At 34.2% G+C, this 26,993-nt stretch carries 19 protein-coding genes; 9 read left to right on the top strand and 10 right to left on the bottom strand.

Annotated features, from left to right (window positions below):
* Positions 1-47 precede the first annotated feature (47 nt).
* From IWX83_RS05110 to IWX83_RS05100, 3 genes are all read left to right on the top strand, one after another.
* Entirely contained in the window at positions 48-911 is an 864-nt protein-coding gene (locus IWX83_RS05110; RefSeq protein ID WP_196828101.1) for a hydroxymethylglutaryl-CoA lyase, read from the top strand.
* A gap of 108 nt (positions 912-1,019) precedes the next feature.
* The gene (locus IWX83_RS05105; RefSeq protein WP_196828099.1) at positions 1,020-1,568 is read left to right on the top strand and encodes a hypothetical protein; all 549 of its coding nucleotides are present in this window, start codon (positions 1,020-1,022) and stop codon (positions 1,566-1,568) included.
* Positions 1,565-2,959, top strand: a complete 1,395-nt coding sequence (locus IWX83_RS05100) for a DUF5723 family protein (RefSeq protein WP_196828097.1) — start codon at positions 1,565-1,567, stop codon at positions 2,957-2,959. Before IWX83_RS05105 ends, IWX83_RS05100 begins: the two co-directional genes overlap by 4 nt.
* A 3-nt stretch (positions 2,960-2,962) precedes the next feature.
* On the opposite strand, the gene IWX83_RS05095 is transcribed toward IWX83_RS05100, so the two are convergent.
* Positions 2,963-5,464 carry a cation-translocating P-type ATPase gene (locus tag IWX83_RS05095; RefSeq protein WP_196828095.1) on the bottom strand — a complete coding sequence of 834 codons (2,502 nt, stop codon included), beginning with the start codon at positions 5,462-5,464 and terminating at the stop codon, positions 2,963-2,965.
* A gap of 164 nt (positions 5,465-5,628) precedes the next feature.
* On the opposite strand from IWX83_RS05095, the gene guaB reads away from it, so the two are divergent.
* Positions 5,629-7,101 (top strand): IMP dehydrogenase, encoded by a 1,473-nt coding sequence (gene guaB / locus IWX83_RS05090; protein ID WP_073351619.1) that lies wholly within the window; start codon positions 5,629-5,631, stop codon positions 7,099-7,101.
* Between the two features lie 683 nt (positions 7,102-7,784).
* Here guaB and IWX83_RS05085 read toward each other — a convergent pair.
* The 4 genes from IWX83_RS05085 to IWX83_RS05070 all read right to left on the bottom strand — a co-directional run bounded on the left by IWX83_RS05085 (position 7,785) and on the right by IWX83_RS05070 (position 14,533).
* Positions 7,785-8,552: a carboxypeptidase-like regulatory domain-containing protein gene (locus IWX83_RS05085; RefSeq protein ID WP_196828093.1), complete on the bottom strand. Its 768-nt coding sequence runs from the start codon at positions 8,550-8,552 to the stop codon at positions 7,785-7,787.
* Positions 8,553-8,640: 88 nt separating this feature from the next.
* Positions 8,641-10,596, bottom strand: coding sequence for a DEAD/DEAH box helicase (locus IWX83_RS05080; RefSeq protein WP_091257090.1), 1,956 nt, complete (start codon positions 10,594-10,596; stop codon positions 8,641-8,643).
* 204 nt (positions 10,597-10,800) lie between these two features.
* Positions 10,801-11,379: a non-canonical purine NTP diphosphatase gene (locus IWX83_RS05075; RefSeq protein WP_196828091.1), complete on the bottom strand. Its 579-nt coding sequence runs from the start codon at positions 11,377-11,379 to the stop codon at positions 10,801-10,803.
* Positions 11,380-13,024: 1,645 nt separating this feature from the next.
* Positions 13,025-14,533, bottom strand: coding sequence for an FMN-binding glutamate synthase family protein (locus IWX83_RS05070; protein WP_196828089.1), 1,509 nt, complete (start codon positions 14,531-14,533; stop codon positions 13,025-13,027).
* Positions 14,534-14,711: 178 nt separating this feature from the next.
* Here IWX83_RS05070 and IWX83_RS05065 point away from each other — a divergent pair, with 178 nt between their 5' ends.
* The gene (locus IWX83_RS05065; protein ID WP_196828087.1) at positions 14,712-17,093 is read left to right on the top strand and encodes a hybrid sensor histidine kinase/response regulator; all 2,382 of its coding nucleotides are present in this window, start codon (positions 14,712-14,714) and stop codon (positions 17,091-17,093) included.
* Here the strand turns inward: IWX83_RS05065 and IWX83_RS05060 are convergent.
* The 3 genes from IWX83_RS05060 to IWX83_RS05050 all read right to left on the bottom strand — a co-directional run bounded on the left by IWX83_RS05060 (position 17,090) and on the right by IWX83_RS05050 (position 19,783).
* A complete protein-coding gene (locus IWX83_RS05060) occupies positions 17,090-17,887 on the bottom strand; it encodes an NYN domain-containing protein (RefSeq protein WP_091257088.1) in 798 nt (265 codons plus the stop codon). The genes IWX83_RS05065 and IWX83_RS05060 overlap by 4 nt on opposite strands.
* Before the next feature lie 62 nt (positions 17,888-17,949).
* Entirely contained in the window at positions 17,950-18,510 is a 561-nt protein-coding gene (locus IWX83_RS05055) for a GDYXXLXY domain-containing protein (RefSeq protein WP_196828085.1), read from the bottom strand.
* On the bottom strand, positions 18,500-19,783 hold the full coding sequence (locus IWX83_RS05050) for a DUF2157 domain-containing protein (RefSeq protein WP_196828083.1): 1,284 nt from the start codon (positions 19,781-19,783) through the stop codon (positions 18,500-18,502). Before IWX83_RS05050 ends, IWX83_RS05055 begins: the two co-directional genes overlap by 11 nt.
* Before the next feature lie 278 nt (positions 19,784-20,061).
* On the opposite strand from IWX83_RS05050, the gene IWX83_RS05045 reads away from it, so the two are divergent.
* Positions 20,062-21,324, top strand: coding sequence for a pyridoxal phosphate-dependent aminotransferase family protein (locus tag IWX83_RS05045; protein WP_073351629.1), 1,263 nt, complete (start codon positions 20,062-20,064; stop codon positions 21,322-21,324).
* A 151-nt stretch (positions 21,325-21,475) separates the two neighbouring features.
* Positions 21,476-21,955, top strand: coding sequence for a hypothetical protein (locus tag IWX83_RS05040; protein ID WP_196828081.1), 480 nt, complete (start codon positions 21,476-21,478; stop codon positions 21,953-21,955).
* Between the two features lie 63 nt (positions 21,956-22,018).
* Here the strand turns inward: IWX83_RS05040 and IWX83_RS05035 are convergent, their stop codons facing one another.
* Both IWX83_RS05035 and IWX83_RS05030 read right to left on the bottom strand, forming a co-directional pair.
* Positions 22,019-23,140, bottom strand: a complete 1,122-nt coding sequence (locus IWX83_RS05035) for a GTP cyclohydrolase (protein ID WP_196828079.1) — start codon at positions 23,138-23,140, stop codon at positions 22,019-22,021.
* 21 nt (positions 23,141-23,161) lie between these two features.
* The gene (locus IWX83_RS05030; protein WP_196828077.1) at positions 23,162-24,097 is read right to left on the bottom strand and encodes a transporter; all 936 of its coding nucleotides are present in this window, start codon (positions 24,095-24,097) and stop codon (positions 23,162-23,164) included.
* 122 nt (positions 24,098-24,219) lie between these two features.
* Between IWX83_RS05030 and IWX83_RS05025 the strand changes: the two genes are divergently transcribed.
* Together IWX83_RS05025 and IWX83_RS05020 are read left to right on the top strand one after the other, a co-directional pair.
* Complete coding sequence (locus IWX83_RS05025; RefSeq protein WP_073351801.1) at positions 24,220-24,489, top strand: DUF4834 domain-containing protein; 270 nt, start codon at positions 24,220-24,222, stop codon at positions 24,487-24,489.
* Positions 24,490-24,537: 48 nt separating this feature from the next.
* Complete coding sequence (locus IWX83_RS05020) at positions 24,538-26,943, top strand: YfhO family protein (protein WP_196828076.1); 2,406 nt, start codon at positions 24,538-24,540, stop codon at positions 26,941-26,943.
* The last annotated feature ends 50 nt before the right edge of the window (positions 26,944-26,993 follow it).

The following is a 26,993-nucleotide window of genomic DNA, read 5'->3' as shown; positions in this document are numbered from 1 at the left end:
AAACCATAATTTTAAATTCCTAATTGTTTTTCTATCTTTGGCTGTCTATGGAAGCAATAAAAATTATAGAATGTCCACGTGATGCCATGCAAGGTATCAAACCATTTATTCCTACGAAAAAAAAAGTGGCATATATTCAGTCTTTGTTGCGTGTAGGTTTCGACAGTATTGATTTTGGGAGTTTTGTTTCGCCTAAAGCGATTCCGCAAATGCAAGATACAGCCGAAGTTTTGGCACAACTTGATTTGTCTCAAACCCAAAGCAAATTACTAGCAATTATTGCTAATACACAAGGCGCGACGCTAGCCTCTGTTCATCCCGAAATACAATATCTAGGTTTTCCATTTTCGATTTCTGAAAATTTCCAAATGCGGAATACGCACAAAACTATAGCCGAATCCTTAATCACGCTTCAGGAGATCCTTGAAATTGCAGATAAAAGCAATAAAGAAGTAGTGGCCTATTTATCCATGGGTTTCGGTAATCCGTATGGAGACCCATGGAACATGGAAATTGTTGGGGAGTGGACCCGGAAATTAGCAACGATGGGTGTTAAGATTCTGTCGCTCTCGGATACAGTGGGAAGTTCAACTCCTGAGGTAATCTCGTATTTATTTTCCAATTTAATTCCCAAGTATCCCGAAATAGAATTTGGAGCTCATTTACATACCACTCCAGATAAATGGTTTGAAAAAATTGATGCAGCTTATAAAGCGGGATGCCGTCGTTTTGATGGCGCTATCCAGGGTTTTGGCGGCTGTCCAATGGCGACTGATAATCTCACGGGTAATATGCCTACGGAGAAATTGTTGTCCTATTTTACTGCTCAAAAGGAATTTACTAATTTGAGTCCAATGAGTTTTGAAAGTGCTTACAATGAAGCTTCTAAATTGTTTGGAGAATATCATTAAAAATAACATCCTGTTATTTACAAACATCAATTACTTCAGAAATAATAAATTTAGGATTGGTTCGTTAGTTATACTGTTCTCTAAATTTTACCATTAAATTACCTTAGTATGAAATTTCGGACTCTCAATAGATTTTTAGGAATACTACTGTCGTTTTTTTTATTTTCCTGCGCAAGTGATTTGGATTTCAATCAGGTGAATGATGTAAAAATAGAACCGGTAATCGTGACTAATTTAGCCTATTTTGATGTTCTTGCAAATCAATTTGTCACCAATGGAGCGGAACAAAATGTGATTTTTGATGGGCCAACGGTTGATGTCTTCAACGGCTCTTTTTTTAGACAGCGATTAAAAAAAGTGGAACTTTTCTTTGAAATGGAAAATACAATAAATAGAGGGTATTCAGTAGATTTAGTATTTTTAGATAGAAACAATCAACCTGTTCACGCTATTAATCTGGCTATTCCACCGTACTCAGGTAAAGTAAATAAAGTAACCAAAACGGAAGTATTTGAAAATACCCAACTTGATGTGTTAAAAAGAACTACAAGAATTGCTTTTACGATGACTATGCTGCCGGGTGCGGCATTAAGCGAAAGTAGTACAGGCAGTTTGAAATTGCGTTCAGGTGTGACCGCTTATCTAGTAGTAGAATGAAAAAAACAGTGTGGGTTTTAGTTCTAATGCTAGCGATAAATTGCTTTTCGCAAAATAAACAAATATTATATAATTTTACCTCGGTTCCGCAGTCCTTGCTGACTAATCCTGGTGCTGATTTCAAATACAATTTTTATTTTGGGATTCCTCTCTTGTCTGGAATTTCTGCAAATGTAGGTTCTAGTGGATTTTCAGCTTATGATTTATTTGCCGATAATGGTATCGATTTTAATGTAAAACTGCGGAATGTTGTGTTTTCTACTACAAGAAAAGACAGGCTGGCGATAAACGAGCAAATAGAAGTTTTTAACGGTGGTTTTAAAATTGCTGGAGAACAAAGTGATTCCTATATTTCGTTTGGTATGTATCAGGAATTCGATGCGTTGAGTTATGTTCCTAAAGATTTAGCCATTTTAGCTTTAGACGGGAACAGAGACTATTTGGGTAAAGTTTTTGATTTAGGAGATTTAAATGTAAAAGCTGAAATGCTATCCGTTTTTCATCTTGGATTCCATAAGAATATTAATAAAAACTTTATTCTAGGTGTACGTGGAAAGATTTATTCTAGTATTTATAATGTTAGTTCTACAAATAACTCGGGTTATATTTACACTATTCCATCTTCAACCGTAGTCTACGAACAGATGATTTATTCTCAACTGCAACTTAATACATCAGGCATCGCAAAATATGATGACGAGAATTATGAACCTAATGTAGTAAAAGATATCACCAAAAGGGCTTTTTTAGGTGGTAATTTAGGGTTGGGATTTGATGCTGGTTTTACCTATTATCCAAAGAAAAATGTACAGCTAACTGCAAGTATGATAGACGTTGGTTTTATTAAGCACAATAAAGAAGTGGAAAGTTTAACTTATAAAGGAACCTATGAATACAAGGGAGTAATTCCAAAATTCAGTTCTGGAGAATCGGTTGAAAATGGATTTCAAGATTTTAAGGACGCTATTCCTTTGGACACTTTATACGCAGCTTATACAACTTGGCGCCCAGCTAAATTCAATTCTTCCGTTCAGTTTTCATTTGATGAAGAAAGACCAGAAGAGTGTAATTGTTTAGATTATAATCCGGAAACTACTTATAAAAGCGCGGTAGGTGCTCAGCTCTTTGTGATGACTACTCCAAGAACGCCATTGGTTGCCTTTACCACTTTTTACAGAAGAAAAATTTTCAAGTCATTGCAAATGAAAGCAACATATACTTTGGATTCGTATTCATACAATAACATAGGTTTGGGATTATCTAGCACTTTTGGCCCTGTAAATTTCTATGTTCTTGCTGACAATCTTTTGGAATACAGAGATGTTACCAAAGCAAATAGTCTTTCTTTTCAACTGGGACTAAATGTTATCTTTAAGAATAGAAAAAAATAAATGTTATTCTAAATCGGAGGCTTTCCGTCGTTTAAATCCTTTGTAAATTTCTATCCAAAGTACGGACACAATCCCTACTAAAATACTCAATCCCATTTGGAATCCAGAAACCCTTTCAAACTGGAAAAAAGAGGCAAATAATGGGATAAACAACAAGGAAGCCGTTACTAAAATGGTGGCGCTGATGATCAATAAGACCAAATTATTTTTGTACTGTAATGTTGTTAAAATGGAGTAATAAAAGGAACGATTGGCAAGTGTTAGAAAAATATTAGACGAAATTAACGTTAGGAATACCACGGTCCTTGTGGTACTCTCAGAACAATGTGTAGCTACGCAATACTGGTACATAAATAACAGTCCAATTGTGATGACAAGACCTTGAATGATACTGATTGTAATTTCTTTAAGTTTAAAAAATGTACTAGTAAAAGGTCTGGGTTGTAACAGCATTAAGTTGCGTTCCATAGGTTCGTTCTCGTATATTATAGAGCAAGTAGGTCCCATGATTATTTCCAAAAATATAACGTGAACTGGGGAGAAAATATTAGGATAAATCCATCCTAATGCCAAAGGGATAAAGATAATCAAGATGATAGGGATGTGTATTGAAATGATATATTGTATGGCTTTTTTTAGATTGTTGTATATTTTCCTACCCATGGCAACCGCATCAATCATTTTGGAGAAATCATCCTCAATCAGGATCAGATTGGCAGCTTGTTTCGCAATTTCTGTTCCCTTTTTTCCCATAGCAATTCCTATGTGGGCTGATTTTAAAGCGGGTCCATCGTTTACACCATCACCAGTCATGGCTACAATTTGATTGTTGTCTTTTAGTGCTTTTATAATCTTGAGTTTAGCTTCAGGAAACATTCTGGTAAAAATGGCAGTTTCCATAACCTTTTCTCTAAGTGTTGCGTCGTCCATCGCCATTAATTCATCTCCATTTATTGTTTTATCGGCATTTCTAAAACCAATTTGTTTAGCAATTGTCGCTGTTGTTTCCGCATTGTCGCCTGTAACTATTTTTACTTGGATTCCAGCTTTGTATAGGGTTTCGAAAACCGCTTTTATATTTGCTTTTGGAGGATCGTAAAAAGCAACTAGTCCTTTAAATTTAAAAGAAAAATCCTGTTGTTTTTCAGGATAATCAGAGCCTGAAAATGCTGCAAGTCCAACACTTAAAACCCGATATCCTTCTAAAGCCATTTTGCTCATTGCGGCTATAATTTTTTGTTTTTCATTTTCGGATAAATTTGAAGTTGCTATTAATGCTTCAGTAGCACCTTTGGCAGCGATAATTCTGTTCCCATTATGATTCTCGAAAACATGAGTCATCATAGGTGGTTTCCCCTCTAATGGATATTCATGTACAAGTTTAAAATTAGGCCGTTCGTCCGCTGTTTTTAATTTGGAATAGGCATCATGCAAGGCGATTTCCATTGGGTCAAAAGGAATGGGTTCGCTGGCCCACATCGCTATAGTTAATAATTCAGTATTATTGTCCGAGCAAGGTTCGTTTATAGTATCATTCGACAGCGTATAGCATTGCGCCAGACTCATCTTGTTTTCTGTAATGGTTCCTGTTTTATCTGTACAAATTACGTTTGCACTTCCTAAAGTTTCTACGGTTTTTGTTTGTTTAACAATAATCCCCATTTTCATCAAGCGCCAAGAACCAAGAGCCATAAAGGTGGTAAAAGCAACTGGAATCTCCTCTGGAATAATACTCATTGCCAAAGTTAGCGCTTTCAAAAGGCTGTCTAGAACCTCTTTTGAATTGTAATAATTTATAAACCAGACAAAGCCAAAAATCACCAAACCAACAAGAGACATTTTTTTGACAAAGTTTCCGATCTGAATTTGCAAAGGTGTTTTTTCTTCCACAATAGATTCTAGACTTTTGCCTATTATTCCCAATTGAGTTTTGTTGCCTATAGCGGTTACTTCACAAATCGCCAAACCACCTGTGACAATTGTTCCAAGAAATACGGTATTGTTTTTTGTTGTTTCATTTTTAAAAACAGCCAGCGATTCTCCAGTAAGAATGGATTCATTAACAGAGAAATCATTGGATTGCAGGATGACGCCGTCCGCAGGAATAAAAGTGCCTTCTTCCGCTTGGAGCAGATCACCTATGACAATTTCCTCGCTTGGAATTTCTATTATTTCATTGTTGCGAATGACTTTGCTTTTGGGTTGGGATAATTTTTTTAAAGCTTCAATTGCTGTTCTGCTTTTTGATTCCTGATAAAGTGAAATAGTAGAAACTAACAGTATTGCTACGGTCATGAAAATTCCATTTCCAAAATCGCCTGTAATGAAATAAATACTGGTTGCAGTAAGTAAAAGCAGGAACATGGGTTCTTTGACCATTTCAAATACCGAATTCAGAAAAAGATTTTTTTTCTGTTGAACTATAGCGTTTGATCCAAACTTTGTTCTCGAAAGTACTACTTCTTCATTTGAAAGTCCTTTCAGCGGTTGTTGGGTTTCTGTCATAACAAAATAAATTAATCAGATTTAATAGATTGGAAACCATAGCGTAAATCAGGAACAAGGAATTGCCTTCGAAATGCAATTTAATTATTTATTGTATAAAGAAGCTGTTTTTTTGCTTAAAATTGTCTATATTTGCACGCAATTAAACTCCAACTACAATTGCAATGATCGCACACAACTCTAAGATTATCGGTGAAGGATTAACTTACGATGATGTTCTATTAGTACCCAACTACTCCAATGTGCTTCCGCGCGAAGTGAGTATTCAATCAAAATTTTCAAGAAATATAACACTAAATGTTCCAATTGTATCCGCTGCAATGGATACGGTAACCGAAAGTGCAATGGCAATTGCTATGGCTCAAGAGGGTGGAATAGGTGTTTTACATAAAAATATGACAATCGAGCAGCAAGCTGCTAAAGTACGAAAAGTAAAGCGTGCTGAGTCTGGAATGATTATAGATCCAGTTACTTTGCCGTTGACTTCTACTGTAGCTGATGCTAAAAATGCGATGAAAGAATATGGAATTGGAGGAATTCCCATTGTAGATGATAATCAAATTTTAAAAGGAATCGTCACTAACAGAGATTTACGTTTTGAAAAAAATAGTGCCAGACCTATTATTGAGGTAATGACCAGCGAAAATTTGGTTACTGTTGCGGAAGGTACTTCACTAGAACAAGCAGAAGTAGTTTTACAGGGACACAAAATCGAAAAATTACCAGTTGTTAACAAAGACTACAAATTAGTAGGCTTGATTACCTTTAGAGACATCACTAAATTAACTCAAAAACCAATTGCCAACAAAGATGTTTACGGTCGTTTGCGAGTTGCTGCAGCCATCGGTGTAACTGGTGATGCGGTGCAAAGAGCTGAAGCATTAGTAAATGCTGGAGTTGATGCCATTATTATTGATACCGCTCACGGACACACACAAGGTGTTGTCAACGTATTGAAAGAAGTAAAAAGTAAATTTCCTCAAATTGATGTTATTGTAGGTAACATTGCTACACCGGAAGCAGCTAAGTTCTTAGTTGAAAATGGAGCTGATGGTGTAAAAGTAGGAATTGGACCTGGTTCAATTTGTACCACGCGCATTGTTGCGGGTGTAGGTTTTCCTCAATTTTCTGCTGTCCTTGAAGTGGCTGCGGCTATCAAAGGAACTGGAGTTCCTGTAATTGCAGATGGTGGAATTCGGTATACAGGTGATATTCCTAAGGCTATTGCTGCAGGTGCTGACTGTGTGATGTTGGGTTCCTTATTGGCCGGTACCATGGAATCTCCTGGTGAAACTATTATTTTTGAAGGAAGAAAATTCAAATCGTACCGCGGAATGGGTTCTGTTGAAGCGATGCAGGAAGGTTCAAAAGACCGTTATTTTCAAGATGTTGAAGATGATGTAAAGAAATTAGTTCCAGAAGGAATTGTGGGTCGTGTACCTTATAAAGGGGAATTGAATGAAAGTATGCAGCAATTCGTTGGGGGTCTTAGAGCTGGAATGGGTTATTGTGGTTCAAAAGATATTCCTACGCTACAAGAAACTGGTCGTTTTGTTCGCATTACAGCTAGTGGAATCAATGAGAGTCATCCTCATAATGTAACTATTACAAAGGAAGCTCCAAATTATTCAAGATAAATTTTAAGCTAAAAGCATAAAAAAGGCTGCCTAGAGTTGAAAACTTTTGGCAGCCTTTTTAAGTACTTAATCTCTTTTTGGAGTGTTTTTCTTATCTCTCTTTTCTTCTTTCTTTTCTTTAGCCGTTTTCAACGGCTCTTTTTTAGCTGTTTTCTTTGCGTCTTGACTTTTTGCCATGATATAGATTTTTAAAATTAGTTTTTTATAATGTAAGTAAATGTATATAATTTTTTTGATTTGGAATGAAAAAATATTTTAAAAACATTCCTTCGATGATTAATTATCATACTCCCTTGGCATACAATGAGTGAGATGTAATTGGCATATTAAAAATGGAGGAGTCTCTCTTCGTAAATAAGAAGTTCTGTTTTAGATTTTAATTAACCTAAAGAATCTTTACCGCAGTAATAATTATTTTTGAAACTAACAATTGTCGCGATAGACCCTGATAAAAAATACTGCCAAGTTTCAAGTTTACGGCATTGGCACCTGTAAATTGCTATAATTGTATTGTCGTTATTGTTGTAGTACATACTTTGAAATGTGATCCTATCAATCGATTACATTGTATTGGAATTTTAATTCTGTCCTAAGTGTATCTGATTAAAGTGAAAATTTCTAATCGCTACTGCCATCGAGGAATTGTAGAATTAGAAATAAAACCGACTGGATTTTCATTGTATTTATTTCTTCTTCAAAACCTTATATTCCTCATAACAACCACTTATAGCATCCATGATTTGTAAGTCGTTTGCGGATTGTATAAAAGATTCGGAATAGTTACAACGCTGGAGAATTTCAGCTATTTCATTTTTTTCAACGCCTAAAATAACTGAAATCATTTCTCTATCAAACTTAGATTCTAGTAGATTCCGAACCGTGTCATCTTTTTTCATCTCTTTAAGTTTCTTGAGCTCTTTTGGGTTTTTACCAAAAAAATTATAGAGCACATCTGCTGGATTAAAGATGGATCCAAGTACTCTTCCAAAGGCATTTGGAGAATAAGCGCCTGCTTCATATCCTTGGGTTAACCCTGAAATGCTGTACCTGTAGTTTTCTTTAACGGGAATAATTTTAGTGTCAACTTCTAGATATCCTGTTAAATTAAAGGGACGTATTACTATTTCTTCAAGTGCGATGGCTTTTTCAGTAAGTTGTATTTTTGTGCTTTTATTTTTGATCCAGTCATTGGTAACACGCACGCGGAGCGATTGAAAACCTAGGCTAGTAATGTGAAGTGTGTCGTTGAGTTGCACATCGATTTCAAAATAGCCTCTTGAGTCAGTAGTTGCACCTCTTACTTTGTTGATATTTATGATATTCACATTAGGTAAAGACTGTCTAGTTGTGTTACTGATGATGATGCCATCAACTTTTTGGGAAGGTTCTTTAACTTGTGCAACAGCAACCGCAGAGAGGATTGTAAACAAAAAAACTACAAAATATTTCATACACTGATTTAAGACTTTAAAAGTAATAAATCAGGATTAAATATTTTGTAGTTCTAGTATATAATTACAAGAAAATTAACAATGAATGTTAGTCTCTTCTTGGTCTTCTTGGTCTTGGTGCGTCACCAAAGCTTTCAGAGCGTCTAGGTGCTCTATCTGATGAACCTTCAGTTCTAGGTCTGTCAGATGAAAAACCACCTTCTCTTCTTGGAGCAGCACTTCTAGAATCGCTTCTTCCGCCAAATCCACCTTCTCTTGGAGCTGAATTTCTATCGCTTCTAAAGCCACCGCCAGAACCTTCTCTTCTTGGAGCAAAACTACCTTCTCTTCTTGGAGCAGAACTTCTTTCGCCACCAGAGCGACCTCCGCCAAAACCACCACCAGAGCTTCTTCCATTATGGTCACGTCTTCCGCCACCTTCATTTTTAGAAATTTCAACATTGATTCTACGTCCTTCTAATTGTACGTTGTTCAATACTTCCATTACTTTATCAGTATGTTCCGGATCAGTGTTAAAGAAAGAGAAACCTTCTTTTACATCAACTTTGAAAACGTCATCACGACCTAAGTCTAATGTTTCTTTTAAGTAATCTTTCAATGACATCCAATCAAAGTTATCTCTAGAACCTATGTTCACAAAATATCTAGTTGCACCACCATTGTTATTTTCTCTTGGAGCACCATCTCTGTCATCACGTTCTCTTCGTTCGGAACCTGAAGCTTGATTAGAAAGGTCTCTCGTTTTCTTGTAGTAATTGATAAAACGATTAAATTCAACCGATACCATTTTCTTGATTAATTCTTCTTTCGAAAGATCTTCAAGAACGCTGTTTATTGCAGGTAAATAGTTGTCAATTTCGTGATCAACCTCTACATCTTTAATTTTATTAGCTAAGTGCAATAATTGGATTTCGCAGATTTCAATCCCAGATGGAATAGTTTTTTCTTCGAATTTTTGTTTGATGATTCTTTCAATAGAAGAAATCTTACGCAATTCGCTTTTAGTTACAATTACAATAGAAGTACCTAATTTACCAGCACGACCCGTACGACCTGAACGGTGGTTGTACGTTTCAATTTCGTCAGGAAGTTGGTAATTTACTACGTGAGTAATATTATCAACGTCAATTCCACGAGCAGCAACATCTGTCGCAACAAGCATTTGGATTTGGCGACCTCTAAAAGATTTCATTACACCATCACGTTGCGCTTGAGATAAATCTCCGTGCAAGGCAGCAGCGCTGTATCCATCTTCGACTAATTTTTCAGCAACAGCTTGTGTATCTCTTTTGGTACGACAAAATACTACTGAGAAGATGTCTGGATTAGCATCAGCTAAACGTTTCAAAGCTTCGTAACGGTCACGTGCATTTACAAGGTAAAATTCGTGAGAAACGGTAGCTGAACCTGAATTTTTAGCTCCAACTGTAATTTCAATTGGATCGGTCATGAACTGTTTTCCAATACGTGCTACTTCAGCAGGCATTGTTGCAGAGAATAACCATGTGTTTTTTTCGTCTGGCGTAGTAGACAGGATGTTTACGATATCTTCGTAGAAACCCATGTTTAACATTTCGTCAGCTTCGTCAAGAATACAGTAGTTGATTTGAGAAATGTTTACCAATCCTCTATTAATCATATCTTGCATTCTTCCTGGAGTTGCTACAATAATTTGTGCTCCTCTCTTTATGTCTCTCGCTTGTTCTGTAATGCTAGCTCCACCGTAAACTGCTACCACATTAATACCTTTTTCGTATTTAGAGTAGTTTTTAATTTCGTTGGTAATCTGCAAACAAAGTTCACGTGTTGGAGATAAAATTAATGCTTGTGTGTTTCTGTTGTTGGCATCAATTTTCTGAATAACTGGAAATCCAAATGCTGCCGTTTTCCCTGTCCCTGTCTGAGCCAACGCAACCATATCTGTGTCTTTTTCCAATAATAGGGGAATCGCTTTCTCCTGTACTTCGGTCGGATTTTCAAATCCTAGATCTAAAATCGCCTTCAGTAACGATTCACTCAATCCTAATTGTTCAAATTTATTCATATGTATTTTTAAAATAGGGTGCAAAATTACTGTTTATAATCCATATAAACTAATGCTATTTTAAGAATTAATGATTTATTACAATTTGATTATCAGATTGTTATATTTTTAATTGTAAATTACACTATGCAGTCGCAGCTATTTTATTGGGATTACACCCTTTAGAATTTAATAATTTGTTCGAAAGAGTGTGTTTACTGCGCTCTATTCCGATGTTTTCAAAAAATCAATTAGTTTTTTAGTTGCCTTTCCCCTGTGACTGATTTTGTTTTTTATCTCTAATGATAATTGGGCGAATGTTTCGTCATAACCGTCTGGCTGAAAAATGGGATCGTATCCAAAACCCTGATCTCCAATTTTTTTTGAAGTGATCAATCCTCGTGCTATTCCAGTAAAAAGATGCTGGTTGCCATTTAGATTTAATGCCATAACGGTTTTAAACTGTGCAGCTCTATTATTTTTGCTGCCAAGCGCATCCAATAATTTATTCATATTATCATCTGCGTTGCGTTGTTTCCCAGCATAGCGCGCGGAGTAAACGCCGGGATCACCATTCAAAGAGTCTACTTCTAGTCCAGTATCATCTGCAAAGCAATTGTAGCCAAATTTTTCAGTCACATAATTTGCTTTTTGAATTGCATTCCCTTCAATAGTTCCAGCTGTTTCTGGAATGTCTTCAAAACATCCTATACTTTCAAGACTCAATATAAGAATTGTATCAGGAAGCATGCTTTGTAATTCTAGGATTTTGTTTTTGTTATTAGAAGCGAAAACGAGTTGCATTTTTTTTTGATTTAATTTCCAAATATACGCTTTATCGGTAGGACAGATCCCATTTGAAGTATTTTATTGTTTATTAAATATAGGGAGCTGTATTTGTAATAAATATTTTAAAACCTGTACACTAAATTATTTTTAAAGTATTGATATTCAGGTAATTGTGTAAATTTTTTATATCTTTGAATGTCGTTTTGGTTGATCACTTGAATAATTTGCCAGTATATGGTGATACTATTTAAAAAGCTAATTTTACTGAACGGTAAAGTTTGTAATGGTAAATCGAAATTAACAATCGGAGGCCCTTTAAAAAGGCCTCCTTTTTTTATTTGTTGGTTTCCCTAAATAATAATTATTCCTGTACTTTTTTGATAGTTAATTTTCTACACCACTTTTGTTCAATTGTAATTCTGCGTTCATTATTACTAATATCTATTTAATAACTGATAATCAATACGTTAATGATTAGTTAAAGTGTTTGATGTTGTTTTTTTATGTTCTAATTAGTTGTATATTTGATTATGGTTTTGGTTTATTGTTGAATATATCCATCTGCAAGGAGAAGAGTATTTACTAGTTAGTAGTATCGAAAGATATAAGCTGATAACAAAAAACCAAAGTCCATAATTAGGAGGCCCTTTAAAAAGGCCTCCTTTTTTTATTTGTTGGTATCCCTAAATAGCAATTATTCCTGTACTTTTTTGATAGTTAATTTTCTACGCCACTTTTGTTCAATTGTAATTCTGCGTTCATTATTACTAATATCTATTTAATAACTGATAACCAATAAGTTAATGATTAGTTAAAGTGTTTGATGTTGTTTTTTTATGTTTTAATTAGTTGTATATTTGATTATGGTTTTGGTTTATTGTTGAATATAACCATCTGCAAGGAGAAGAGTATTTACTAGTCAGTAGTATCGAAAGATATAAACTGATAACAAAAAACCAAAGTCCATATTTGGAGGCCCTTTAAAAAGGCCTCCTTTTTTTTGTGCTACTCCTTGAAGTAGTAGTTTTTACAGATTGTTTTTCAAAAGAATTTTTCAAAGTTTATTTTTAAAAATTAGTTGCCAAATAACATAAATGGAGTGAAAAAAGTCATTTGCCAATTCATGATAAAAATAAGTTAAATAACTGATTATCAATTTATTTTGTTGTTTAAAATCGTAAATTTGAGTGTGGTTTTGATTAATTACTTGAGATGGCAATCTCACAATGAAATTGATATCTCATAATCGACTCTTCTTGTAATAGTAGCAGTTAATATTGGTAAATCAGAATCAACAATTGGAGGACTCTAAAAGTCCTCCTTTTTTTTAATACTGTAAACCATAATCTATTTTAAAAAATAGATAAGTAGTAAGCATTTGTCTGTAACGGCTATTTTACTGCGTGTTGAAAAGGGTTTAGTTGCTGCATGTAACACGTTAATTTTTTGGTTTAAAAACTATTTTTCAATATTTTTTCATTTAAATATTGCTAACTTTAAGTATGTTTTTGATTAATTACTTGAATATGTCTTTCCTACAATAAGAATGACAATTCAATAATCAGCTATACTACTAATTGTATGAGTTGATAATGGTAAATCAGAATCAGCAACAGGAGGGCCGTAATGGCCCTCCTGTTTATTTAGTAAAGGTTCTTTTTTAATGCTTTGTTACGCTTTTTAAATTGTCAGGAAAATACAAATCAGCTAAATGAGCAAATTCATCACCACGCATGAAAATGTTTATATCTACCTCTTTGAAGCTTTTTTTTCCTGCGGCAGCGAGTAGTTCATTTGCCGAATGCAATGTGTTTTTATGAAAATGAAAAACACGTTCTGATTTGTCTCTTACAACTAATCCTTTCATTAACATTTTGTCTTGTGTAGCCACTCCTGTAGGGCATGTATTGGTATTGCAACGCAATGCTTGAATACAGCCTATTGAAAACATAAAGCCTCGAGCACTATTGCAAATATCTGCACCAAGAGCAACTGCTCTCAGAATTGAATAGCCCGATATCATTTTGCCACTGCAAATAATGCGTATGCGGTCTCTAATTCCAAAACGGACTAAAGTTTTATTGACAAATATAAGTGCAGGTTCAAATGGCATTCCTACACCATCTGCAAATTCTAATGGCGCAGCTCCCGTTCCTCCTTCGGCACCGTCAACAGTGATAAAATCGGGGAAGCAGTTTTGAGTAATCATTTCTTGGCAAATCATTTCAAATTCTCTAGTGTCCCCGATGCAAAGTTTGAAGCCTATTGGTTTTCCATTGGAAAGTACTCGTAATTTTGATATGAAAGCAATCAAACCTTTAAAATCTTCAAAAGCAGAATGATTGGGAGGTGAAAGAATCGTTGTATGTGGTAAGACACCTCTTATTTTAGCAATTTGTATCGTGTTTTTTGCTGCTGGTAAAACTCCTCCATGGCCTGGTTTAGCTCCTTGTGATAATTTAATCTCAATCATTTTTACTTCTGGTAAATTTGCTTTTTCAGCAAATTTACCGCCGTCAAATCCACCTCTGTCATCGCGACAACCAAAATAACCCGTTCCTATTTGCCATGTAACATCGCCTCCTTGCTGATGGAATTCGGTTAAGCCGCCTTCCCCTGTATTGTGATAAAAGTTTCCTTTTAAAGCTCCTTTATTTAGAGCCATGATAGCATTCTCACTCAAAGAACCAAAACTCATTGCAGAAATATTCAATAAAGAAGCTGAATAAGGCTGTAAACAGTCTTTTCCTCCAATTGTTATTCGAGGAAGTTCCTCATTGACGACCGCAGGAAAAATGGAATGTTTAATGCCTTCATAATGAGGTTCGTTTAAATTGAGTTGCGTTCCAAAAGGAGTAGTAGAATCGATGTTTTTGGCTCTTTGATATACGAGGGAGCGCTCATTTCTTGAAAAAGGTTTTCCGTCAGTGGAACGTTCGATAAAATATTGTTGTATTTCTGGAGCTATCATTTCGAATAAATATCTGAAATAACCCAAAACCGGAAAATTTCTTAAAATAGCATGTTTGTGTTGGATGCTGTTAGCCAAACCAATTAATAATATAATGGTCAAGAGTACCATAAATAGCAGGCCGACATTGAAATAAAAATAAATAATACCGTTGCAAATTAATGCGGATAGTATTAAAACGAAAAACTTTTGTCTCATTCTCAAAATTGTTTAAGCCCCTAAAATACTAAGAATATTAAATATTTCTTACTTTTAACGCTTTTAATTATAAAGGATTTTTTTAATTCGCATTCGCGTTCTGGATTAAGGACGTGGTTTGAAAACCATAAGATCCTTTTTAACGTATCTGTTTTTAATTAATAACAATTCACAAATTATGAGTCTAAAAATAGATAAACAGATACTTGCTGTTTCAAAATTTTTATTTTTCGTCTTGTTTTTTTCTAACACGTATGCACAGTATGTCTTCCCAAGCGATGCAATTCCTCAAAAAATTTCTTTACACAAATACACTACGATTGCTGATGTAGGTCAAAGAAATTTAGACGTCAAATTTGTTATGGCTAATTTTGATGCTTTGAAACCGCTACAACTTGAAACTGAAAATGACGATTTAGGTTTTACTCAAAATAATTTCTGGTCAAAAACAGTACTAAAAAATCCGACTAATTCTAGCTTGAATTACTACTTAGAAACGGCCAGACCCGTTACTGATTTAGTCGAATTATATACCGTTGATAGTATTAATGGGAAAATTACAAAATTAGTAAGTGGTGATGCCATTCCGTATTCGGAGCGAAGTTTTGAGAACCGTAAAGCTATTTTCAAAATAGACCTTGCGCCAAGATCGACTCAGCAGTTGTATTTGCATTTAAAGAGTGATGGTGAAGCTATTAAAATTCCAGTCATGCTGTATTCAGCAGAAAGTTTTATGACAATGATATCAAATGAACAATTGTTTTTTGGTATGTTTTATGGAATTTTAGTCATTGCAACAATAATCTATTTCTTCTTCTTTTTTGCTTTGAGCGATAAGATCTTTTTATACTATAGTTTATATGTTTTTTTTGTAGGTTTGTTACAATTTGCTTTAGATGGATTTTTCTTCAAATTCGTTACGCCAAATGCAGGTTGGTTTTCTAATCATGCTTTATTGTTTATAGCGATTATAGCGGTTTTTTTATCGGGTAAATACAGTGAGTTGTTTTTAAAAATTAAAAGTAATAGTCGAAAAATCTACATTCTGTTTAATGTTGCTTATGCCTTATTGTTTTCGTTATTGTTCTGCGTTATTTTTATCCCGTCCATTTTGTTGTTTTCTTACATTTTAGTTAATGTGCTTACACTCGTATTTCTAATCTTAATTGTTTATTCCATAGCCTATCTCTATTATAAAAGGAAGCCCGTAGATGCTTTTTTTACTGCTGGTATTTTATTTTTAATAACAGGTTTTGGCATCTTTATTTTGTATAATTTCGGCTTATTACCCAATACCTTTTTTACTCAAAACAGTTCGAAATTGGGAACCGGTTTAGAGGTTATTTTCCTATCCCTTTCGATGTCCAAATTAATTAGAAATTTGAAAAACGAAAAAAATGAACTCAATCGGATAGCCTTGGTCCGTTCTGAAGAAATGAACGATTTGAAGTCTTACTTCTTGTCCAACATCAGTCATGAATTGCGAACGCCATTGAATGCTATTGTAAACTTGATTGATTCCATTTCTAGTGAAGTTCAGGACGATAAAATTAAACAAAACTGTCAGGTCATAAAATATTCATCTCATAGTTTATTGAGTTCTGTTAATGATATTTTAGATTTTTCTAAAATTGAAAAAGGGGAATTGAAGTTGGAAATGAATCAATTTGATCCCTTGCAGGTTTTGCAGCATTTAAAAGATAATGCCAATCGAATTGCCACAGAAAAAGGATTGCAGTTTGAATTTTCTGCCTCAAGAATTGTTCCTCATTTATTATTTGGGGATCAAACTCGTTTACAGCAGATTGTTAATAATGTGCTGAATAATGCTTTAAAATTTACATCCACAGGTTTTATTAAATTTACTATTGATAGTGAACTAAAAGCGAACAATAGAGCCAGTTTAATTTTGACCATTTCTGATTCAGGTGTAGGATTTCCAAAAGAGAAAATGGATCGTATTTTTGCTTCTTTTTCTCAAAATAATAGTAATAACAAGCGCCAATTTGGTGGACTTGGATTGGGTCTTTATATCGTGAAAACATTGGTCAATATGCAAAATGGAACTATCGAAATGAATAGTACAGTCAACCAAGGAACTACGTGCATAATAGAATTAGATTTTGATATGGTGCAGCAGGAAAAAAAGGAAGTAATTGGAATTGAGCCCGTAGTTTGCGATTTAGGAGGCAAAACTATTTTGGTAGTGGAAGACAATCCTATTAATCAAATGGTTGTTAAAATGATAACTAAAAAATGGTTGAACACCACCGTTATTTATGCTAATAATGGACAAGAAGCACTCGAGGCATTCAAAATAAATCAATTTGATATTGTCTTAATGGATCTTCAAATGCCAGTTATGGATGGATACGAAGCGACAATTGCAATTAGAAACGGGGAAGCAGGAGCAGAGAATGTAAATATACCCATTATTGCAATAACCGCTGATGTGATGGAAACCACAAAGCAGCGGGTTAAAGACATTGGGATGAATCATTATTTATCCAAACCTATAAGGAAAGAAACCTTGTATGAAACAGTAAAAAAATTAGTTTAGCTGAAACGCAATCGTACATAAACATGTTTGATTCCTTTTTTTTCAGATTCTCGTTCGTCTATTTCCAAGATATCAGTTAATGATTTTAGCATTGGAGTTAATTTTACAAAACCATAATTTCTAGGATCAAATTCTGGTTTTCTTTTTACGATTAGGTTTCCCACATCACCTAGAAATGCCCATCCATCATCATCGCAAATATCCTCTATGGTGGTTTCAATCAATTCAATGGTTTCTGTGTCGATTTTGCTCAATGATTTCTCTATCGGTTTTTCAACTGTTTTTCCAGCAGGTTTTCCAGCAGGTTTTATAGTATCTGCGGAACGTTTTTTAGCTTTTTTCTGGATAGCGCCGTCTAAAACCTCGATGTAAATAAATCGGTCACAAGCAACTATAAAAGAATTGGGTGTTTTTTTCTCTCCAATTCCAATAACTTTCATTCCAGATTCTCTCAAACGAATGGCTAGACGCGTAAAATCAGAATCGCTAGAAACAATACAAAAACCATCTACTTTATCCGAATATAACAAGTCCATGGCGTCAATAATCATTGCTGAATCCGACGAATTTTTCCCAACCGTATAGCTGTATTGTTGAATAGGAGTAATTGCGTGTTCCAGTAAAACACTTTTCCACCCACCTGCATTTGGCTTGGTCCAATCGGCATAAATGCGCTTAGTGGTTGGTGTTCCAAATTTGGCTATTTCTTCCATCATTCCTTTTACATTGCTGTATGGAACATTATCAGCATCAATGAGAACGGCCAATTTTAATTCTTTTGTATCTTGTGACATTTTTTGATTTGTTGCGTTTTTCAACTTTAAAGGTAGGAATAATTCTTTTAATTGATATTTTTTTACTTTTTGTTAGCTAAATCTTTGATGGAAACCTCGTCTATTCTAACATCTTTAATAACGACTTCGCCATTTTTTATGGCAACTAAAGCATAAGTTTGATCCTTCTTATTTAGAGGTAATTCTCGGTAAATTTTTTCGGCATCAGAGGCAATATTTTCATTCATGTAAAACCGATTAAAAGGAAGGTCCAAAGCTATTTTATTCTGATCAATAGTAAAAGCAATTTTTGATTTAACATAACAATTTTCCTTAAAGGGCTTATTTCTTGAAATTGAAATTATCTTTGCAAAACCATCTTTATTCGTTTTGATAGTGGCATAAACGATCTCTCCTATGATCCATTTAGAGGCATTTTTAACGGTTATTTCTCGTTCTTTAAAAAAAAGAGTAATGTACTTTCCTCTAAAAGCATCATAAGGATCTACTGGAGCAGTTTGAAACTTGAACTCAGTTCCAGTTTTCACTACGTCTTCCTGTTTCAATATCATTTGCAACGGAACATACAATTGTACTACAATGAGTAAAATAAATAATAGGACTTGTACTTTCTTATTTTTCATTACTATTTCTATTTTTTAGCATGATATAATTAGTCGCGAAAAATCCAAAACCAATGGCAATAAATACGATTCCTCGGATCACAAAACTCAAATTGGTATCAAAAAAACGACAAGTAATAAGAATGGTAATTATTACTAAACCAAAATTTAGTATTCCCAAATGTTTTTGGGTATTCCCGCGTTTAATCTCCGCAATCCCTATTGCTAATACGATTCCATTGGCGACAAGAGAAAATTCGTATCCCGAAATGAAAGGAAGGATATTGGTCAGAAAGACGAAGTCGAAAATGGTAATTGCTTTGAATTTCGTTTTGGAGTTTTTTGCATAAAATAAGACAGCAGCAAAAAGTGTAAGAAGAAAAGCAGTTAAAAATTCGGTTGAAAAAAAAGTATCTTTCGCAGAAATAGTATTATAAATAGACTTATCCCAAAACCACTTAAAGCTATAAAGCAACAGCAAGTAGAGTATTCCTAATTTTCCAATAATCAGATAGCTATTATTTTTTAATTTTAAATTTTTAAAAAAGGAGGATTCACCAATAAAATAAAAAATCGTAAACAAACTCATGTAGCTTAAATACAACAGATTCTCATTTTTGTTAGCGATAGTGCCTAAACATATTAAAAGAGATAGCGAAACAAACCAGTTATGAAAAAGGGTGAAATTGCTTTGTGAATTAGTTCTGAGTAGTTGTATATAGTGTGGAACTATTCCTAGAATTAGTAACCAATAATAATAAGAATGGGCATTTGGATAACTAAAGTAATTCGTATTGCAAACATAGTAGGTAATTCCAATAAGATATAATAGCGAAACTATTGAGGATCGAATAAGATATACTAATGGCAAGCACAAAAGCATCCAAGTGATTAAAAATGAACTTAAATCTCCTGGAATATTATAAACCTGAGCAATTAATGAAATTGTGGTTCCAACGGCAAAGAATAGAAAAACGGCAGAACTTTCTCTCCAAGTATTGTTTTCGGACTTTTTTAAAAGGGAATAGCCACTTGCGAATTGACCCATCAAAAGAGGCAGAAACGATAGGATTATTTTTGAAGGTCGGGATAAATTATCCCAGTTATGCGCAAAAACTAGTACGACTCCAAGTCCAATAAGAATAGCTCCTAAAACACCAAAAACCAAATACAGCTTATGCTCACTTCCACTTTCTTTTTGGCTATAATAAGACTTAATTTTTTCGGCTGTTTCGGGTGTAATTATGTTGTCTTTCAGCAGATCGTGCAGATCGTTTGTAATTTTGGGAGACATAAACTATATTTTGTATGTCCCAAATATACAAAGATTATTGTTGAAATCATCTTTAAGTCCTAATTCATCCTGAAGGTGAGAGACGCCCTTTTGTACTGCTTTGGCAAGGGATAAAGCTCTTTTTATAGACATCATAAATGATATTAACTGGCATTAGGATTAGTTTCAAAAAAGTATAAAGTTAAAGCTTGAAAAATAAATTTACTTTCAAGTCCTTTATAAAATTTAAATAATTATTTTTGCAACTTCTTAAAATTAAAATTATTACTTGATATATTATGGTAAAAGATTTATTCGAAAGGATTCAAAACAATAAAGGACCTTTAGGGAAATGGGCTTCACAAGCCGAAGGTTATTTTGTTTTTCCAAAATTAGAAGGGGAGCTTGGTCCAAGAATGCAGTTTGGTGGAAAAGATATTTTAAATTGGAGTTTGAATGACTATTTAGGGCTTGCCAATCACCCTGAAGTACGTAAGGCTGATACAGAAGCGGCAGCACAATATGGCGCGGCATACCCAATGGGCGCACGTATGATGAGTGGACATACCAAATATCACGAGCAATTAGAAAATGAATTAGCGGCTTTTGTAAAGAAAGAATCAGCGTATTTATTGAATTTTGGATACCAAGGAATTATGTCTACAATTGATGCCCTGGCTACAAAAAATGATGTAATTGTATATGACGTTGATGCTCATGCTTGTATTATTGACGGAGTTCGTTTGCACATGGGGAAACGTTTTACATACAGACACAATGACCTAGCGAGTATGGAAAAAAACCTGCAACGTGCTACAAAATTGGCGGAAGTAACAGGAGGAGGAATTCTTTTTATTACTGAAGGTGTTTTTGGAATGCGCGGACAGCAAGGGAAATTGAAAGAAATTGTTGCCATGAAGGAAAAATATAATTTCCGTTTGTTGGTTGATGATGCACACGGTTTTGGTACACTTGGAAAAACAGGAGCTGGAGCAGGTGAGGAGCAAGGTTGTCAAGATGGTATAGATGTTTATTTCTCTACTTTTGCAAAATCGATGGCTAATATTGGTGCTTTTATAGCAGCAGACAAAGATATTATTGACTATTTGAAATATAATTTGCGTTCCCAAATGTTTGCTAAGGCATTGCCTATGATTCAAACAATTGGTTCGTTGAAGCGTTTAGAATTGTTGCGTAATCATCCAGAATTAAAAGATAAATTATGGGAAAATGTAAATGCATTACAAAACGGATTGAGAGAACGAAACTTTAATATTGGAGATACAAATACTTGTGTGACTCCTGTATATCTTGAAGGAAGTGTGCCAGAAGCAATGATTATGGTAAACGATTTAAGAGAGAATTACGGTATTTTCTTATCTATTGTAATCTATCCAGTTATTCCAAAAGGAATTATCTTGTTGAGAATGATTCCTACCACATCTCATACGTTATCAGATGTAGAGGAAACCCTTACAGCCTTTGAAGCGATTCGTGAAAAATTAGAAAATGGTACGTACAAAGAAATTGCATCTAGAACAAAAGTAGATTTAGACGCATAGTTCCACAACCACTCTTTTCGTCTTTGGAAATTGGGGTAATAAAAGTGAAAATTAAAAAGTAAAAAATCTCGTTCACCACGGTGACTGAGATTTTTTTTTGTTTCTAGTCCAATGGAAATAACGTAGATTTATTAAAATTATACAAAGGAATATGACAAAAATACGTGTGTTGATTCTCGCTTTGGTGAGTGTTCTCTTTTCGTGTAATAAACAAAAAGGAACTGATGTAACTCCAGAAAAAAATGATATTGAAGAGCCTATTTCTGAGCAGTTTTATAGTGGTAACATTAAAAAAGATACTGTTTTAATGAATCTGACAATGAAAGGAAATCAGATATTATCGGGAAAATTAATTTACAATTTTTACGAAAAAGATAAAAATGAAGGAACACTTATTGGAGAACTAAAAGGCGATACGCTTTTTGCCGATTATACCTTTATGTCTGAAGGTATTTCATCCGTTCGACAGGTTGTTTTCTTGAAAAAGGGACATACGTACATAGAAGGTTATGGAGATGTTGTCGAAGAGGCTTCCGGAAAAGTAATTTTCAAAGATAGAAAACAATTAAAATTCGATGGAAAAAGCATTTTGTATAGAGTGAAATTTCACTCGAAACCTTTATTGGATTGAGCAAGCCAAAATCGGAAATAGAATCAAAAAATCCCATTGGTAAATGGGATTTTATTTCTAGTTCTATGATAATTCTTTCCGAAAAGTACATCTTCGTTTGTGAATCACGGGAAAAAAATGCTTCCATAAGTTAATACTAGCTGCATTATCAGCTAGCTCAGGAGTTCTGAAGCAGTTTATAATTCCCTTTTCAGTGAAGGTCTCATAGTATTCATTGAAAATTATTGCGGTTACCGCCTTGTTTTGATAGTCAGGATGGACGCCTATTAAATAAAAAATCACACTTTTACTTTGCTTTTTAGCCCTTAGCAAATGCAAAAATCCAAAAGGGAATAATTTTCCTTTCGATTTTTTCAAAGCTTCCGCAAAATCAGGCATCACAATACTAAAAGCTACAATATTATGATCTTTATCCTCCACGAATTTGACATATTCGGGATTGATAAAGCTGATATAGTTTTTCTTGAAATATTCTTTTTGGGTATTTGAAATTGCTACAAAAGAGGATAACAAAGCATAAGATTCATTGAATAAATCAAACATTTTATCCACATGTGGCATTATTTCTTTAGTGGTTTTAAAATTTAACGGCGCTAATTGGTATCTTTTCTTCACTAGATCATTGGCTTTCTTGAAAAATTCCGGTTTTACATGGGCAAAAGGAAACTTACTTTCAATATATTCTTTCTCTTTGATGTAACCCAGTTTTTCAAAATGATCTGCATAATACGGATGATTATACCAAGTGATCATGGTTCCAATTTCGTCAAACCCTTCAGTTAGCACACCAACTTTGTCTAAGTTTGAAAACCCCATTGGACCTTCAACATATTCTAAGTTGTTTTTTCGCCCCAATTCGTACACTTTTTCAAGTAATGCTTTTGTTACCTCAATATCGTCAATGGTATCAAACCAACCAAAGCGGACTTTCATTTTTTGTTGGTCTTTTACTTCTTTCCAATTTATTATTGCTGCAATTCGCCCTACGATTGAATTGTCTTTGTAGGCTAGGAAAAAATAGGCTTCGGCATCTTCGAAAGCAGGATTTTTTGTTTTATCAAAGGTTTCTAATTCGTCAGCAATAATAGGTGGAACCCAATATTTGTTGTCTTTATATAAAGAAAAAGGGAATTTTATATACGCTGTTAATTCACTTTTCGTAATCGCTTCTTTTATTGTAATCATGGTATTTCTTAAAATTCTATATTATCCTTTTTTTGTCTTTTTGGCTCTTTTCTCTGCTTTTTCTCCTGAATCACCTGAGTCAATATTTACGCGTACTTCTTTATAATTAGCATCATACCGCCAAGAAAAACCAATTCCTCCATAAACGATAGACGGTGTGTTCTTAAGGCTTGAGCTTATTGAAGCATCAATTTGAAGGTCTTTGTTTATTAAATAAGCAGCACCTCCACGAACGATTGCATCGCTGTAAAAATCACTTTTAAATCCTTGGTTTTCCACAAATCCAGACCATTTGTCATTAAATCCTCGTGTTAACGTTACTACATAACCATAACTTGGAAAATCGGTCGTTACATAATCTGCAATGATGTTAGTCACAAAAACCCATTTGCCATCACCTAAGTGATTTTGGGTGATCAACATGATTTTTGGAGATATGCTGGATTCTGGAGAGAAAGCGTAAGGATTATCTGCCATCGTAAAATTAGCCCCAGCAAATAATGAAACGGCAGGGAGTAATTGGCGCCAATTGAATTTTCTGTTGGCTTTCCAGCTGTAAATATTAACTTTTTTCTCATAGTTTTTAAAAGGATCGTAAATTAAAAACTTAGCTCCTAAAATCGTCTGTTTGAAATCTGCTATATTGGAGTTGTTAAATAACGAATTGTATTTCTCGTTTTGGTATTGGATGTCTGCTATCAATTCGAGCCTTTCCATGAACAATCCCCATCGCAGTGTAGCATCAATTCCAAAACCATTAGCATCATAATTTAGTAGATTATGTTTTTGTTTGATTCCATATAGGCCTGTTTCTATTTGAATAACTGATTTTCCTACAGAGTAAGCAGACATAGTTTCGCCTGGTCTATTAGAATTAATTTGATCAGTATGTTGTCCATAATGAATGCTTGGAATTGTTAATAGGACTGCTGCAAGTACCATTTTTATTTTTTGCATAGTAGTATTTTAATTAAAAAGTGACAACGCTTTTCAAATGTACTATATTTTATTATTTATTTAAGAATGATATTTTAATTTTGAGCGTTGGATTTATTAATTTTGAAAAAAATTACACATTTATGCAAACAGCTTCCTTTACTGGTTTTATAAAAGCACTTTTTTATATGATCGCTTTTTACTATATTTTTAGGTTTTTGGCAAAATTGTTTTTGCCACTAATTGTAAAAAAAGTTGTAGAAAAAGCAGGGCAAAACATGCAACAGCAACAACAGAATACGTGGAATAATACGCAAAGTAAAGATGAAATAATATACAATTCGGAGAATGTCAAAAACCCACGCGAAACCAAAAAAGTGGGAGATTACGTTGATTACGAAGAAATCGATTAAATTTGTCGTTATTTGCAGGTTTTTTATTCTAATCCAAACTTTTTTAAATTGAAAATAATAAATAAGTTCTATCCGCACGCCCTTGCTATACTTGGTTTTGTATTCGTTTCTGTTCTTTATTTTTATCCTGTATTACAAGGAAAACAAATTTTCCAGTCTGATATTGTGCAGTATACCGGAATGGCCAAAGAACAAAATGACTTTAGAGCCACGGATGATGTTGAACCGTATTGGACTAATTCAGCCTTTGCTGGAATGCCTACCTATCAATTGGGAGCAAAATATCCGCACGATTATATTGGAGCTTTAGATGATGTATTGCGATTTTTACCGCGTCCTGCGGATTATTTATTTTTATATTTCCTCGGATTTTACGGTTTGATGCTGGTGTTAAAAGTTGATCCTTTGAAAGCTTTTTTTGGTGCTTTAGCCTTTGGTTTATCTACTTATTTAATTATCATTCTCGGCGTTGGCCATAATGCGAAAGCACATGCAATTGCTTATATGCCGTTGGTTATTGCCGGTTTTATTCTGGTGTTTCAAAAAAAATATATTTTGGGAGGTTTGATTACGCTTTTTGCGACAGCATTAGAAATCAATGCAAATCATTTCCAGATGACCTATTATTTATTGATTTTCTTATTGATTCTTTCTGCTTATTTTTTATATCAGCAAGTAAAAGAGAAGGAATATAAATCCTTGTTGTATTCGTTTGGGATATTAGCAGCAGCAGGAATTTTAGCTATTGGTGCCAATGCTACGAATCTATTAGCCACTTCTGAGTATGCTGATTTTAGTATTCGTGGAAAAAGCGAATTGACTTTCAATCCAAACGGTTCGAAAAATGAGACTACTTCTTCAATGTCTAAGGACTATATTACGGAGTATAGTTATGGAGTGATGGAAAGTTTTAATCTTATTGCACCTCGACTTTTCGGGGGTTCAAATAATGAGGCTGTTGGTAAAGACAGTAATATGTATGAATTCATGATAAGTCAGGGAGTTCCAGAAGATCAGGCAACTGATTTTGTTTCGGGAATGCCAACGTATTGGGGAGATCAACCTATTGTGGCCGCTCCTGCATATATTGGAATCGTAGTATTCTTTTTGGCAATTTTGGCGTTGTTCATCGATAAAAGAAAGATTAAATATGTATTCCTATCCGGTTCAATAGTTGCGTTAGTTCTCTCATGGGGTAAAAACTTTCCATTTTTGACCGACTTTTTTATTGATTATGTTCCAATGTACGATAAATTCAGAGCGGTATCTTCAATCCAAGTTGTGTTAGAATTGTGTTTCCCCGTTTTGGCTATTATGGGATTGCAGTCTTTCTTCAAATTGGACAAAAAACTGCAATGGAAAGCATTATATGAAACGACAATTTTAGGTTTAGGAATTATTTTGATTTTATTTTTAAGCAAAAGTATGTTCAGCTTTTCTGGAGGAAACGATGCTTATTTTCAAGAAAGTTACGGTCCTGAATTTGTAAGCGCTCTTAAGCTGGATCGAATGAGTTTATACAGTGCAGATTTATTGCGATCAGGCTTTTTTGTTGTGTTAACAGCCGGCGTTTTATGGTTGTCCATAAAAGAGCGATTTGCTCAAAATACAGCCATTATAATTGTAGGTTTATTGATGGTTTCCGATTTGTTTTTTGTGGATAAAAAATATGTATCTGGGAAAGATTTTGTAAGCGGAAGTCAAGTTGAAGTACCTTTTCAAGAGTCACCTTCAGATACTGAGATTCTAAAGGACACCGCTAATTACCGCGTTTTTGAAGTAGGCGATAACATGGGTGCAAGAGCTTCTTATTTTCATAAATCTATTGGTGGATACAGTGCCGTAAGACCTAGAAGAATGCAACAATTAATTGATTATCAGATTTCCAAAAATAATATAGAAGTGCTTAATATGCTTAATGTTAAGTATGTTATCCAAAAAGACAAAGAAGGAAAAGAATTCCCAGTATCAAATCCGGATGTTAATGGAAATGCATGGTTTGTGAGCCAAGTAAAATTGGTGAATTCTGCTGACCAAGAAATGAAGGCATTAGAAAATTTGGATTCTAAAAATGTGGCGGTTGTAAACAACAAAGATTTTCAACTTAAAAATGTGGCTTTCGCCAAAGATAGTTCAGCGACTATAACTTTAGAAAATTACAAACCTAACTACTTGAAATATGTATCAAACAATTCAAATGAAGGTTTAGCCGTTTTCTCTGAAATGTATTATGGAAAAGGTTGGAATGCGTATATTGATGGAAAAAGTGTGTCTCATATTAGAGTGGATTACGTTTTAAGAGCTTTGAATATTCCAGCAGGAAAACACACGATCGAATTCAAGTTTGAACCTCAAGTGATAAAAACAGGAAGCACAATAACGTTGATTAGTTCCATAGGAATGCTGCTGCTTTTAGTTGGCGGGATTTATTTCGAAAGAAAGAAAAAGATTTAAGATTGTTGATTAACGAATTTTGATTTTAGATTTTGAATTATCGTATTATA

The organism is Flavobacterium sp. CG_9.1, from assembly GCF_015751645.1.
Taxonomy (GTDB): domain Bacteria; phylum Bacteroidota; class Bacteroidia; order Flavobacteriales; family Flavobacteriaceae; genus Flavobacterium; species Flavobacterium xanthum.
The sequence above is the reverse complement of the archived record's forward strand: the minus strand, read 5'-3'. Positions and strand labels throughout refer to the sequence as shown.

Excerpts from the sequence above, each read along its gene's own strand:
- IWX83_RS05110 (WP_196828101.1), top strand. The coding sequence starts at position 48 with ATGGAAGCAATAAAAATTATAGAATGTCCACGTGATGCCATGCAAGGT.
- IWX83_RS05105 (WP_196828099.1), top strand. The coding sequence starts at position 1,020 with ATGAAATTTCGGACTCTCAATAGATTTTTAGGAATACTACTGTCGTTT.
- IWX83_RS05100 (WP_196828097.1), top strand. The coding sequence starts at position 1,565 with ATGAAAAAAACAGTGTGGGTTTTAGTTCTAATGCTAGCGATAAATTGC.
- IWX83_RS05095 (WP_196828095.1), bottom strand. The coding sequence starts at position 5,464 with ATGACAGAAACCCAACAACCGCTGAAAGGACTTTCAAATGAAGAAGTA.
- guaB (WP_073351619.1), top strand. The coding sequence starts at position 5,629 with ATGATCGCACACAACTCTAAGATTATCGGTGAAGGATTAACTTACGAT.
- IWX83_RS05085 (WP_196828093.1), bottom strand. The coding sequence starts at position 8,552 with ATGAAATATTTTGTAGTTTTTTTGTTTACAATCCTCTCTGCGGTTGCT.
- IWX83_RS05080 (WP_091257090.1), bottom strand. The coding sequence starts at position 10,596 with ATGAATAAATTTGAACAATTAGGATTGAGTGAATCGTTACTGAAGGCG.
- IWX83_RS05075 (WP_196828091.1), bottom strand. The coding sequence starts at position 11,379 with ATGCAACTCGTTTTCGCTTCTAATAACAAAAACAAAATCCTAGAATTA.
- IWX83_RS05070 (WP_196828089.1), bottom strand. The coding sequence starts at position 14,533 with ATGAGACAAAAGTTTTTCGTTTTAATACTATCCGCATTAATTTGCAAC.
- IWX83_RS05065 (WP_196828087.1), top strand. The coding sequence starts at position 14,712 with ATGAGTCTAAAAATAGATAAACAGATACTTGCTGTTTCAAAATTTTTA.
- IWX83_RS05060 (WP_091257088.1), bottom strand. The coding sequence starts at position 17,887 with ATGTCACAAGATACAAAAGAATTAAAATTGGCCGTTCTCATTGATGCT.
- IWX83_RS05055 (WP_196828085.1), bottom strand. The coding sequence starts at position 18,510 with ATGAAAAATAAGAAAGTACAAGTCCTATTATTTATTTTACTCATTGTA.
- IWX83_RS05050 (WP_196828083.1), bottom strand. The coding sequence starts at position 19,783 with ATGTCTCCCAAAATTACAAACGATCTGCACGATCTGCTGAAAGACAAC.
- IWX83_RS05045 (WP_073351629.1), top strand. The coding sequence starts at position 20,062 with ATGGTAAAAGATTTATTCGAAAGGATTCAAAACAATAAAGGACCTTTA.
- IWX83_RS05040 (WP_196828081.1), top strand. The coding sequence starts at position 21,476 with ATGACAAAAATACGTGTGTTGATTCTCGCTTTGGTGAGTGTTCTCTTT.
- IWX83_RS05035 (WP_196828079.1), bottom strand. The coding sequence starts at position 23,140 with ATGATTACAATAAAAGAAGCGATTACGAAAAGTGAATTAACAGCGTAT.
- IWX83_RS05030 (WP_196828077.1), bottom strand. The coding sequence starts at position 24,097 with ATGCAAAAAATAAAAATGGTACTTGCAGCAGTCCTATTAACAATTCCA.
- IWX83_RS05025 (WP_073351801.1), top strand. The coding sequence starts at position 24,220 with ATGCAAACAGCTTCCTTTACTGGTTTTATAAAAGCACTTTTTTATATG.